The 12764-nt window shown below is 60.8% G+C and carries 10 protein-coding genes and 2 pseudogenes; 2 read left to right on the top strand and 10 right to left on the bottom strand.

Features of this window, described 5'->3' with window-relative positions; all coding sequences use genetic code 11:
* Positions 1-58 precede the first annotated feature (58 nt).
* The 9 genes and pseudogenes from AC0NID_RS15440 to AC0NID_RS15400 all read right to left on the bottom strand — a co-directional run.
* On the bottom strand, positions 59-1768 hold the full coding sequence (locus AC0NID_RS15440) for an IlvD/Edd family dehydratase (protein ID WP_473453919.1): 1710 nt from the start codon (positions 1766-1768) through the stop codon (positions 59-61).
* Between the two features lie 45 nt (positions 1769-1813).
* Positions 1814-2446 carry a class II aldolase/adducin family protein gene (locus tag AC0NID_RS15435; protein WP_352850874.1) on the bottom strand — a complete coding sequence of 211 codons (633 nt, stop codon included), beginning with the start codon at positions 2444-2446 and terminating at the stop codon, positions 1814-1816.
* 82 nt (positions 2447-2528) lie between these two features.
* The gene (locus tag AC0NID_RS15430) at positions 2529-4046 is read right to left on the bottom strand and encodes an amidohydrolase family protein (RefSeq protein WP_473453921.1); all 1518 of its coding nucleotides are present in this window, start codon (positions 4044-4046) and stop codon (positions 2529-2531) included.
* A complete protein-coding gene (locus AC0NID_RS15425) occupies positions 4047-5084 on the bottom strand; it encodes a s-methyl-5-thioribose-1-phosphate isomerase (RefSeq protein ID WP_473453922.1) in 1038 nt (345 codons plus the stop codon).
* Between the two features lie 65 nt (positions 5085-5149).
* The gene (locus AC0NID_RS15420) at positions 5150-5980 is read right to left on the bottom strand and encodes a nucleoside phosphorylase (protein WP_473453923.1); all 831 of its coding nucleotides are present in this window, start codon (positions 5978-5980) and stop codon (positions 5150-5152) included.
* A 32-nt stretch (positions 5981-6012) separates the two neighbouring features.
* A complete protein-coding gene (locus tag AC0NID_RS15415) occupies positions 6013-6762 on the bottom strand; it encodes an ABC transporter permease (RefSeq protein ID WP_473453924.1) in 750 nt (249 codons plus the stop codon).
* Positions 6759-7439, bottom strand: coding sequence for an ABC transporter ATP-binding protein (locus tag AC0NID_RS15410; RefSeq protein WP_474033474.1), 681 nt, complete (start codon positions 7437-7439; stop codon positions 6759-6761). Before AC0NID_RS15410 ends, AC0NID_RS15415 begins: the two co-directional genes overlap by 4 nt.
* A gap of 106 nt (positions 7440-7545) precedes the next feature.
* Positions 7546-8541, bottom strand: coding sequence for an ABC transporter substrate-binding protein (locus AC0NID_RS15405; protein WP_473453926.1), 996 nt, complete (start codon positions 8539-8541; stop codon positions 7546-7548).
* Positions 8542-9270: 729 nt separating this feature from the next.
* Positions 9271-9555 (bottom strand): annotated as a pseudogene (locus tag AC0NID_RS15400) (GFA family protein); the annotation flags it as partial.
* Between the two features lie 11 nt (positions 9556-9566).
* On the opposite strand from AC0NID_RS15400, the pseudogene AC0NID_RS15395 reads away from it, so the two are divergent.
* Positions 9567-10198: pseudogene (locus tag AC0NID_RS15395) on the top strand (TetR/AcrR family transcriptional regulator).
* Between the two features lie 509 nt (positions 10199-10707).
* On the opposite strand, the gene AC0NID_RS15390 reads toward AC0NID_RS15395, so the two are convergent.
* Positions 10708-11037 (bottom strand): class I SAM-dependent methyltransferase, encoded by a 330-nt coding sequence (locus AC0NID_RS15390; RefSeq protein ID WP_473453927.1) that lies wholly within the window; start codon positions 11035-11037, stop codon positions 10708-10710.
* Positions 11038-11809: 772 nt separating this feature from the next.
* Between AC0NID_RS15390 and AC0NID_RS15385 the strand changes: the two genes are divergently transcribed.
* Complete coding sequence (locus tag AC0NID_RS15385; RefSeq protein WP_473453928.1) at positions 11810-12520, top strand: SMI1/KNR4 family protein; 711 nt, start codon at positions 11810-11812, stop codon at positions 12518-12520.
* Positions 12521-12764: the final 244 nt, after the last annotated feature.

The raw sequence follows: 12764 nt of genomic DNA, 5'->3' as shown, positions 1-12764 counted from the left end.
CACGCATTCTGCAATAGGTGATGTGCCGGCGTGACCGACGAACGCCCCTGCCCTGCGTTCAGAATTTCGGCTTCGCTCGCAGGAAATTGAAATCACAACCGTCCTCGGCTTGAAGAACCTGCTCGAAATACAGTCTTGCATAACCTCGCCGTGCAGCCGCGTGGGCGGGCGGGTTCCACTCGGCGCGGCGCTGCCGGAGCAGTTCGTTATCGACGAGCAAGGCCAAAACCCCGCGCTCGACATCGAGTTCGATATTGTCGCCGTCCCGCACCAGGGCCAGAGGGCCTCCCACCGCCGCTTCCGGCGAGACGTGCAGGACGATTGCGCCGAACGCGGTGCCGCTCATCCGCGCGTCCGAAATCCGCACCATGTCCTTCACGCCGGCTGCTGCCAGTTTGCGCGGAATCGGAATGTAGCCGGCTTCCGGCATGCCGGGAGCGCCCTTTGGGCCGGCGTTCTGCAACACGAGAACATCGTCCGCCTTGACATCGAGATCGGCAGAATCGATTCGGGCGGCCATGTCCTCGAGCGAGGTGAAAACCACGGCCCGGCCCGAATGTTTCAGCAGGGCCGGGCTCGCGGCCGCCTGTTTTATAATCGCTCCGTTGGGTGCAAGGTTTCCGCGGAGGACACGTATCCCGCCCCCGTTGTGGATCGGATTGCTCATCGGACGCACGACGTCGTTCGGCCAGCCTTGGGGTTGAGCGGCAAGGTTCTCACCGAGGCTTCGACCCGTGACCGTGAGGCACTCGTTGTCGATCAGAAGCTCGATTTCACGCAGGATCGCAGTCAGTCCCCCTGCCTTGAACAGATCCTCCATGTAGTGCTGGCCCGATGGCTTCAGGTCCACCAGAACGGGCGTTTCAACGCCAAGCCGATCCAGTTCGGCAAGGTCGAGATCGAAGCCAAGCCGTCCCGCAATAGCCGCCAGATGAATCACGCCATTCGTCGATCCGCCCACCGCCTGCAGCACGCGCAGGGCGTTCGTCATCGACCGTCGGGTCATGATCTGAGACGGCAGCAGCCGTTCGGACGCCAGCGCGACAGCGCGTTCGCCCGTGCTCTCTGCGTGGCGCAGCCGGTCCGCATGGACGGCGGGAATGGCAGCGCCGCCTGGCAGCATCATGCCGAGCGCCTCGGCGACAAGCGCCATCGTGCTGGCGGTGCCCATGACCATGCATGTGCCGGGGCCGGGAGCCAGCTTGTCGCCGATCTCCTCGATTTCGCTCGCATCGATCACGCCGGCGCGGTGCTGGCCCCAGAAGCGGCGGCAGTCTGTGCAGGCGCCAAGCCGCTCGCCCTTGTGGCTGCCGGTGATCATCGGGCCAGTGACGGTCAGGATGGCTGGCACATCGGCGCTTGCCGCGCCCATGAGGAGTGCGGGAACGGTCTTGTCGCAACCGCCGATCAGCACGACGGCGTCCATCGGCTGCGCGCGGATCATTTCCTCCGCGTCCATCGCCATCAGATTGCGCAGAAACATGCTGGTCGGATGCGAAAACGCCTCATGCATTGACACGATCGGAAACTCGATCGGCAGACCGCCAGCCAGCATGACGCCGCGCTTGATCGCCTCGATCATGTCCGGCACCGTGCGGTGACAGGCATTGTAGCCGGAAAACGTGTTGGTGATCCCGATGATCGGACGCTCGAGCGCGCTGTCGGAATAGCCCATCGCCTTGATGAACGCCTTGCGCAGAAAGAGAGAGAACCCCGCGTCGCCGTAGTGGGCCAGCCCGCGCTTCATGCCGATCGGCTTCTCAGCCATGAGACTGCATTCCTCCAACTGGATTAATCGGGCGGCGCGCCCTCGTCAGCCATAGCTCTTGTACCGTTCGATCGCGATGTCGAGTTCGCTCTGGCCCAGCATCACCACGTTGCCCGCCTGCCGGGTCTGGATAAACTGGCGGCAAAGAATTTCCAGGCGCAGCGCGGCGTTGAACGCTTTCCGAAGCGATGTGCCGTGGCTGATCATGCCATGGTTACCGAGCAGACATGCGGTCCTGCGTTCCAGCGCCTCCACGGCCGCCTCGCCCAGTTGCGGCGACCCGTAGGTGACATAGGGTGTGCACCGCACATCGTTGCCGCCAAAAGCGGCGATCATGTAGTGGAACGGCGGAAGCGCCTGCCCGGTGCACGCCATTGCAACGCAATGGTCCGAATGGGTGTGCACCACCGCGTCCGCCTCCGGATAGGCTTTGTAGATCGCGGCATGCATCGACCATTCGCTGGAAGGGCGCATGCCGGCCGCGCAATGTCCATCAAAGCCCGAAAGCACAAACGCCTCCGGCGTGATCGAGGCTGCCGAGGCTCCGGTCGGCGAGATGATCATAGAATCATGATACCTGACGCTGATATTGCCCGCTGCCAGAAAGATAAGTCCGACGCTATCCATCTCGCGATAGACCCGGGCGAGTTCTTCGCGCTTCGCAGCTTCAGTGGACATTTTCGGCTCCTGCTTGTTGTTGGCGTCTGGCGACCTCTCGGATGTCGCCATGCCGCTGGAAAGAATTCGCGATCAGGATGGGCTAGGACGAGCCGCATCGATAAGCGTCGGTCCCCGATCCTCGACCGCATGCCGGACATCGATGGTCGAGGAATGCCCCTCGTTGCCATGCGGCGTACGGGGCATGCAGGCTCGCAATCTCGTCGCGGCGCTCTGCCGCAGCTGAGCGCAGGTCCTTGGCCAGCCGCCTTGCGTCAGCGAGCACCGAACTCTCATTGAGAGTCGTGATCTTCCCGTTGCGCAGCAACCAGCGGCCGTCGACCATGAGTGAATGGACGTTGCGTGGGTCGGCGTGGACGACGATGGAGTTCAGGCTCTTCGACGAGGCCGCCATTCCGGCGGCCTCCAGATCGAGCACCAGAATGTCGGCAGCGGAATTCGCAGTAAGCAGACCTGAGGGTTGCGAGCCGCCAAGCGCCCGCGTCCCGGTTGTGGTGGCGGCATTGAAGACGTCGACCGGGGCAAGCCATCGGTCGAAATCCGTGCCCGGATCGCGTGACGAGATCAGCATGTGGCGCATGAGCTCGAAGAGGTCGTGCCTGCCGCCGGTGTTGGAGCAATCCGTGCCTAGCGCTAGGTTTAGACCTGCGTCCAGATCCTCCCGGACACGCTTCCGTCCGGAGCCTAGCATGCCGTTGCTGAGGGGGTTGTAGGAGGCCGTCACGCTGGCTCGCGCGAGGATTTCGCGCTCGCCGGGTTCGAGCCAGATGGCGTGCCCGACGGATAGCCTGCTGTGAAGCAGTCCGGCATCCGCCAACGCCCGGATCAAACCCTGCGGCCAACGCTTCCGCGCGGCCTGCGCCTGGGGGAAGGTTTCCAGCAGATGCGTATGGCTACCCAGCCCAAGTCTGTCCTGAAGGTCCCGCCACAAGGTCCAGAGCGCCGGCGAGCAACGCTGCGGGGAGTTCGGGCCCGCAAGCAGCGTCACGCGTCCGTCACCCTTGAGCCGTATTTCGGCGTCGAGCCCTACATAGGCGGCCCAGATGTCTTCGAGCTGCTTCGGCGCCAGCGGCGCGATCTTCTCGACAACTTTCCGGTCGAACGGTATGTCGAGAATATCTTCATCCCACATATCGGCGAAGAATGGCGCGAACCCGATGCGCAGGCCGGACTCGATATGCGCCGACAGGGCCGATTCCGCCCGGTGCGTTTGCGGAAAATGGTCGATGTAGCCGCCGATGCCGTTGCGGATCATCTCGACATTGGTCAGTTGAGCCGCGACGCGCACCGCTTCGTCGGTGAATTCCCGGCCATAGTTGATCGCGTAGTAGGACCACAGTTCCAGCGGCAGCGAGTTCTCGGTGCCTCTGAGGAGCGTCGAGTTCGAATGTACATGGCAATCGAAAAAGGGCGGCATCTGCACCATGCCGGACACGTCGATAACCTCGTCGGCACCGATCGCGGCTGCTTCCGCTTCCGCCGGCGACAGGACAGAGATGATCCGGCGTCCGCGGATCAGAATACCGCCTTCCGCCAGGCCCGCATGACCACCGGGCCATACATGCCCTCCCTTCAGGCAAATTGTCCGATCGCCAGCCATTCAGGCCGCCGCCGGTTCTGCAAAACGGTCGCGGATCATGGTCGGGGCGAAAACGCCCACAGCAGTCGCGATTGCCGAAACTAGCCTGGGCGGGGTCACGTCGAATGCCGGATACCAGCCCCTGGCCAGCGGCGTCGCCGTGCGCATGCCCAGGCAGTGCAGGACCTCTTCCCCGTCGCGTTCCTCCATTCGAACGTCGTTCGGCGTGGACGCCTTGGCGTCCGGGAACCGAACCATCGCCACGAAAGGGATGTCAAAGTTGTTGGCGGCGATCGCGAGTTGGAGCGTGCCGACCTTGTTGATCACATGGCCCGAAAGGGTGACGCGATCGGCGGCAGTCATCAACTTGTTGACCATACCGCGGTCCATCGCATGGGCGGCCATGCTGTCGGTTATCACCGTTGCCTCGATGCCCATTTCCGCCACGCTGTGGGCGGTCAGCCGCGATCCCTGCAAGTAGGGGCGGGTCTCGGTGCAGATCACCTTGATCCGCTTGCCGGCGCGAACGGCTGACGCCAGCGCGTCGATGATCCCCGATTCACCCCAGCAGTGCGTCAGGATCGTGTCTCCGTCCTCGATCAGTTTTGCGGCATTTTCGCCAAGGTTGCGGCTGTGTTCGTGCTGCCTCGCGCAGGCCTGCCGGGCCATCGCCTCGACGCGTTCGCCAAGTTTTTCCTCCCCGGCGACCGCGCGTGCTGCCGACAGGAGATACGTGATCACATCTCTGATGTTGTTGTTCGTGGGTCGCGTCCTCAGCAAACGTTCGGCAGCGCGCGAGAGCAGTTCCAAACGCTCGTCCACCGTGAGGAGCACTTCCGCCCGCCGGGCCGCAAGCACGAAGCCGGCGCTCGCGGCAAAGAACGGTCCGCTGCTTTGGGTGACCATCTGCTCGATAGCGACGGCGACGTCTTCGAAGTCGCGGCAATCGACATATTCCGTCTTCAACGGAAAGATGCGTCGGTCGAGTATGCGCACCATTCCATCCTCAAGCAGGATGCTCTTCGCAATAAGCGTCGGCATAGTGACTGGATCAACCATCACCATCTCCCATCCATCATTGTTTTAGGTGCTTGCCCGGCGGATCCGCCGAGCGGATTATCGCACTAGAAGTCGAGTGACGTTATGTTCGCACGTTCGGCCTGTCGCGCCTTGCCGTCCCACTCCGTCAATCGTTTGACGGCATCCGCCGCGACCTGGCAGGCCCGCGCAACCCCGCCGCTCTCGCCCCAGACGCCCGTGATGCGGTTTGCGACGACGGAGCAGACAGAGCCGGCCCGGAAGCCGTACAGCCGCGACAATGTCAGCAGCGCCGCCGTCTCCATCTCGAAGTTCAGAATGCCGGCCCGCTTCATCTCTTCGAGAATGCGCTCGCCCTCTAGCGATACGTAGCCATTGTATGCGGGACGGCCCTGTCCGGCGAAAAAAGAGCCGCTCGTGCAGCCGGTACCGACGCGATAAGCCACGCCGTTGGCAACGGCCGAGTCAACGAGCGAGAAGGTGACTTCGAAGGACGCGGCGGCGGGAAACTCGTTGCGCACATAGAAATGCGTCGTGCCGTCGAGCCGCACCGACGCGTCGTTGATGATCAGCGACCCGGTCGCGATGTCTTCCTTCAGTGTGCCGCAAGTGCCGACGCGGATGAACGTATCGACTCCCAGTTGCGCCAAGTCGGCGAAAATGGAGTCGAGCGAAGGCGCGCCCACCATGGTCGAGACGGCGCCAATGCGCGCGCCCTTGTAGGTGCCGGATGCGGCCCTATATCCCCGCGGCAGGTCGATGACCTTCGCCTCGTCCCATTGTCCGGCCATCAGATCCACCCGGTCCGGGTCGCCGGGCAACAGCACATAGCGCGGCAGATCGATCTCGCTCAGCGCATTGATGCGTCGCCTGTCGCCGCTATTGGCGGTCGCTGTTTTCACATTCTCGTCGGTCATCTTCGAATACCTCTTCGGCGATATCTGTTGTTCTAGTTGGCGCGCCATCGGACGATGTAGCGCTCGAGCAATGTGACCAGGCCGAACATCGACAGGGCGAGAGCCGATGAAGCGGCGATCGACGCGTAGAGAAGTTCGGTCCGGTAATCGAAAGTCGACTGGATAATGAGCATGCCGATGCCTCGTTCGGCGCCGACCCACTCACTGACAATTGCACCGATCACACTGCTCGTGGCCGCAATCTTGAGCGCTGTGAAAACGAAGGGCATCGACCGCGGCAGGCGGAGCCGGAAGAAGACTTCACGCCGATTGGCCGACAGGATCTTCATCAGCTCCATTTCCGAATGCGACACGGACTCCAGCCCTCTGAGCGTGTTCACCAGTGTAGGGAACATGCAGATGATTGCAGCGATGGCGATCTTGGAAGTCATCGTCAGGCCGAAGATCAGGATCAGCACCGGTGACAGGGCGATGATCGGAATGGTGTTGAACAGGACGACAATCGGGAAATAGATGCTCCTGGTCCGCTGGCTGTGAACGAACAAGGTCGCGAGCAGGAAGCCGATGCTGTTGCCGATGCAAAAGCCGCCGATGGCTTCAACCGCCGTCGGCCGGAGATTGTCCCACAGCAGCCATCGGTAGTTCCAGATCGCCCGTGCGACGGTGAGAGGGTCCGGTGCTATGAAGGGACGAACCCCAAATCCGACAATTATCGTCTGCCACAACGCAATCAGCGAGGCGAACCCAATCAGTGGCCAAAGCCATGCGAAACCGTTCCTCATGAACGTTCTCCGATGGCGTGCGCCTGTTCGAGGACCGTCCGCAGGTCTGCGGTGATTTCGAAGAAAGCGGAGGATTTTCGGTCGATCGCATTGTCCGGCTTCTGCGCGTCGAGCTTGATCTCCTTCACGATGCGCCCAGGGTGAGCGCCCATCACGACGATGGTCTGGCCGAGGAAAGCAGCCTCGGAGAGACTGTGGGTGACAAAGACGATCGTTGTTCCCGTCTGACGCCATATCTTCAGCAGTTCGTCGTTCAAAGTATCGCGGGTGATCTCATCGAGCGCACCGAACGGCTCATCCATCAGCAGAATGTCCGGCTGCGTGACCAAGGCTCTGGCGATGGCGACACGTTGTTTCTGTCCGCCCGACAATTGCCAGGGATAAGCATCCTCGCGTCCCTTCAAGCCGACGAGTTCCAGCAATTGCATGGGATCGCGGCTTTCTCGATTGAGGCGCGGCCATCCGCCCACCTGCAACGGCAGCGCGACATTCTGCAGCGCGGTACGCCAGGGCAGCAGGGTCGCCTCCTGAAAGACGAAGGAGAAGCGCCGATGGCGACGGGATGCGCCCGGGCTTGAACCGAACACCTCGATGTCGCCCGAGCTGCTTTCCAGCAAATCGGCGATGTTGCGCAGCAAGGTCGACTTGCCACAACCGGACGGTCCGATAAGGACCATGAACCTCCCTGTCGCGATATCGAGCGAGATGTTCTCAAAGGCAACGACCGCTCCAAAGGACATGGAGAGGTCGGCGACCTTGATGGCAAGCTGGGAGCTCATAAGATCAACCCAGCTTGGGACGGATGTCCGCCGTCATCTCGAGGATTTCCCACGTGACGCAGTCATCGACGACTGGGACTTTGCCCGGGAACTTCCCGATCTCCTTGAATAGATCGATCTGGGTCGAGAGCTTTTCGCGCTCATGCCAACCCCAGCCTTTCTCCTTTGTCGTTTCGTCAAAGGCGAGCGACATGATCAGGTCAACGGTCTTGTACTCGATCTCCCGATCGAGCGCCGGATACGCGTCGCACAAGATGTTCACCGCGGCGCGGCGGTTCTCGAACGCCCAGCCCCAGCCTCTTGCGACAGCGCGCAGGAACTTTGCCAGGTTCTGCTTCTGCGGTTCAAATGCATCGGCAGCGGTGAAATACGCATTCGCGTAGTTCGGCACACCCGTCTTGGCCGGTAGCAGCGTCACGATGTCGGGCCCAAGAATCGACAGTGCCTTGGTGTTGGTGAGGAAGCCCGTGACCGCGTCGACCTGACCGGCGACAAGCGGCGTCATGTCCGCGCCCATGGTCACGACGTTAACCTTGGAACGGTCGAGGCCGTTCTTGGCCATGATCAGATCGAGCAGGTAACGGCCGTTCGGATTGATCGCGACCGTCTTGCCGATGAAATCCTGCGGCGTCCTGATCGGCTTGCCCGGCAGGGAGACGTAGGCATAGGGCGAGTAACGGAAGCCGCACGCGAAAAGCATCAGCGGGCGACCGGCCTCGAAAGCCGTGAAGAACTGAGCGGTGGACGAAAGCTGGCCGAGCTGCGCCTGTCCAGCAAGGATCGGAGGGACAGTCTGGGCATTGGGCCCTCCCGGGCCGAAGGTTACGTCTAGCCCCTCATCCTTGAAGAAGCCCTTTTGCTGCGCGACGATGTCCCCGAGCTGGCCATTTCCAATCAGCCAATCGTATTGAATCCTCAGCGGCGTGACGTCATCCGCACGGGCAGGGCCAAACGAAACTACGGCGCTCCCCGCGGCGGTCCATGCCGCCGCCTTCAGCAAGGCGCGCCTGTCCAACTTCGATGCTGCAAATGGCGCTCGAAAATCCGTTGTCATTACCAGTTCCCCTTTTGGCAAGATTCTTCTTGCCCGTACTGTTATCTGCCCGCCTGACCTCCGATAAGAACCAGTTCTGAATCAGTTCGGAACCAGCTACCAATCAGACGGCGCTAAATCGGAGGCATTACATGAGGGCTGGAAGTCCCGGTCTCGGCGCGGTCGCATCGCGAGGTGGTCGGCAGTGGCGGATGCCGATCCGTCCATCACAGGAACGTGAGTTCCAAGAACTACGACCGCTGGCACTTTATGCTTGAGGAGCGCGCGGCGATGAAAACTTGGGACAAGTTCGTCTCTGCCTTGCTCAGCAAAGGGCGCAAAGCTGGCCTGACTTCATTATGAAAGGGACCGTCCTTTCATACTGCGAATGGCCACTTCGCGTCTGATTTCGGCTGTTAAGCTCCAATATTTCCAGTCCTCAAAGCGGTCATTTCCCCCGAAGTCCAGGATGCGCTGGCGGCCCACTGGCCCAAGATTGCGCTTAATCTCAGGCGACCTCGTGCAAGGTAGAGTGATCAACCCGCATTATGATCCTGCTGCTCGCCGGGAAGAATGAATTCCATCATCGGCAATATTGTCTTTGCAGGTTCGGAGTATGCTTCAAATAATTAGGATTTAATTGCAGGGGGTCCTTCCGCACGGAGCCGTGAGAGACCAATACAGCGACGACCTGCCCTACTGGTGTGGCGAAACCGTTGACGGGAAACTGGTCCATGTGTCGAGCCTAATCGGCTCCTTCCGCGTTACGTGTCCTTCGTGCTGGGGCAGTACGTCGGTGATGGTGAACCAGGGGGCTTTCGAGCCGACGAACATGTGGTCCGTCGGTGAAATTGACGGAGCATCGATCAGCGTCCCCATCGCGACGTGAACGAACCCTCCATCAACGCGAGAGAACAGCAGCGAGCCGCATGTCTTGCAATGCTCATCGCTGAACTGGTCTTTCTCGAATGCGGAGATGTCCTCTTAATCGCATGTCTAGGCCGACCAAACATGCTCCCGAACGAGGCGATGCTCGAACCCGGCTCCTGGAAGCCGCAGGGGACATTATTCGCGCCAAAAGTTTCGCCTCGGCCAGCGTTGATGATCTTTGCAGGACGGCTGCAGTAACTAAGGGGGCATTCTTCCACAACTTCGGCAGCAAGGAAGCGCTGGGGGTTGCAGCTGCGGAATTTTGGGGTAGGACCACCTCGGACTTCTTTGCCGCCGCTGCCTATCATCAGCCCCACGACGCGTTGGAGCGGGTGCTTGCGTATGTCGCTTTTCGCAAAGCGATCATCACCGACGATCTGGCAGATTCCAGCTGTCTGGTCGGAACGATGGCTCAAGAGACCTTTTCGAGTTTACCCAGCATCCGCGATGCTTGTGGAGCCGTCATATTTGGTCATGCGTCAACGCTTGAGGCTGACATTGAACTGGCTCGCCGTGAGCGCGGTGTCACGGATGATTGGACTGCCGAAAGTCTGGCTCGATACACTCAGACTGTCATTCAAGGAGGATTCGTTCTCGCGAAGCGGGGAATGATGCGGAGCTGGCGCGCGAAAGCCTCGCTCATCTGGGGCGGTATATCCGCCTCCTGTTTCGCGTTGCCGAGGACAAGACGTAAGCGAGGCCGATCGAAACGCCACCGAGCCCATGTTCTGCCGACATAACGATTCCGGCCGGCTGCAAACCGTTACGACCGCAAACGCCGTCAACCTGTAGGTCCGAATCCTAAGACCGCAACCAGTCCTGGTAGCACAGGATGGCCGACGGCAAGGGGGTGCGAGCGCGACCGATCGGGCAGCCAGTCCACAATCGGCCCCGAGTGAGCCAGTCAATAATGCGCCCCAATCTCGGTCGTTCCGCCCGAGGGCAGAGGCAACCGAAAGCGGACCCACTGTTCAGAAATCTACCTCTTGGTTACGGCAGAACCACAAGAGCCCATCGACTAGACCGGTCGAACGGCTTCAGCCCAAGACATTCCAAACCAGACCGCCGAGTCCGGCTCCTTGCTCCAATCAATCAGGGCGTCGAGCGTCGCAGTGACGGATTGGCAAGGCAATCCGATACCGACGATATCGTCAATCGCTTCATCGATGATGCTCGCAATGTTCCGGACAACTGCCTTCAAAGTCAGGCTCGCCGGCGCATCCGCCAAAAAAGACAAATGTGATACGTCGTGGACGCAAGTCGGCCTGATGATTGGATCATTGCCGTGTCGGTCGTAGGTTCGCTGATAGGCATGCCTAGTGAGGCAAATCCTGGTGGCTCGGGCCAGAGCCGCAGCCCATCATAGTCGTCATCTGGCAATATCACCCGTCCGCCCGGTCGCACTGCGCCGGCCATGTTGCGAACAAGCAACGGGTCAGGTAGGTGCTCGAGAACGAACCGCGCATGAGCAACGTCGAACTGTCCAAGCTCGTTGTCGGTAAGAAGTGGAGCAAGCACGTCACCCTGCCTCATCTCCAGAAATGCCAAATCCCATCGGCGTCAGCCTGTCGTAGCGCCTCCGCTATCTGCTCCGGGCTTCGCTCCAAAGCCAAGACCGGAACACCGGTGGCCCGCGCCATCATTCTCGAAAACTGCCTAAGCCAGCACCGAAATCGACGACCCGCTCGCCAACAACCAGCTGTGCAGCGTCGAGACATCGTTAAGACGCTTGTTTAAAGCCGTCAGCCGTTGCTGCTCGGCTTCACTTGATCCATGCGTATAATGCGATGACGACAATCACTGCCCCCAAGATCGAATGACTATATCAGCTTCGCATAAGGTCGGACGGCGTCAAGATCAGCGGCTGTGAATTGAACAGTGGCGACCCCTGCGCCCGGTATATCAATTACCGCTTCGCGCCCATGGCGCCCTTGAAGTTATTGTGGCGCCGTCCAGAAGCGAACATCCCTGCAGCCAGCCGAGGTGGCCCTTTGCGGCAGAAGCGGATACTGGTGAGTGTCTGCTGGAGGTTGCCACGGACGAGCCCACGTGCCCAAATCTCACTAATCTGGATGGTGGCTGACGATGACGAAATGGACTGATCGAGGCGGCAAATCGTGGATCCACGCGGAGATCTACCACGCCATTGAAGCGTGTGAAGCGTTGACCGGCTGCGTCTAGGTCTTTGGTGGTGGATCCAACCAGGCGTAGGCTGCTGGTCGGTGGCTCCCTCCTCGGAGCTCTGATCCTTGCGGGATTGCTTCCCGCCAGGTGCGCCAAGAAGCAAATCACGAGGCAATCCGCCATGGGCGAGAATAGCCGTCCCGAGCGGCCACCGGGAGAGGCGAAGCCGTTGCTGGAGGAAGATATCGTGCCGGTGCTTGCGCGCCTCGACGCCTGGTATGCGGCCCACCTGCCGCCAGACGAATATGTGTTCAATCCGCCGGCTACGGACGCGCAGCTGGATGCGTTCGAGCACCTGGTTGGTCTCAAGATGCCGCGGGCCTACCGACAGCTGTACCGATGGCATGATGGTGAAGAGGATGACCGGTGGGGCCACATTTATGGCCTTCCGCTGTTGTCGCTGCACCAGGCCCGGTTGCAATGGACGTCGTGGAACGAAGTGCTCGCCAGCTTTGGCGGCAATCGCTACGAAATTTCGGGGGCAGGGTGGCCGCAAGGAGCGGTAGACCCATCTTACATCAACCCGCGCTGGATACCGCTAACCGGAGACGGCTCTGGCAATCATATAGGTCTCGATTTCGATCCTTGGTCTGGCGGACGTTTGGGCCAAGTCATCATCTATGGCCGCGACGAAGATATGAAGGCGGTGCTCGCGCAATCCCTCGGTCAGTTCCTCCATTGGATCGCCGGCTTGCTGGAGAGCGGCAATTTCAGGTTGGAAGTGGAACCAGAAGAGCGCGTGCTGCGTCGGTTTCGATTGAAAGCCCCGCCATCAAACCACTTCCACGAAGGCGCGCGCATCCTTCTGGGCGCACCTGGCCCCTTCCTATGAGCGCAGCATCACCCCCGCTCGACTTCCGTGCAAGTGTAGCAGTCGCGACTGCGCCCTCTAGTTTCGGCTTCGGGCCAATTCCAGACCTTGGCATCCGTGGTCGTGTGTCTGCTTCATGTTGGATAAACTGGCAGCGGACGGTCGGCAGTCGGCCCCACTCCGGTCATCGTGCATACCGGGCTCAATGACCGCAGAGGGGTCGAACCCGCCGTTTGAGATCACCGTCACCGTGTGCTAAAGCGCA

It is taken from the genome of Mesorhizobium sp. WSM4821, from assembly GCF_055901555.1.
Note: the sequence above shows the minus strand (reverse complement) of the source record. Positions and strands in the feature narration are given on the sequence as shown.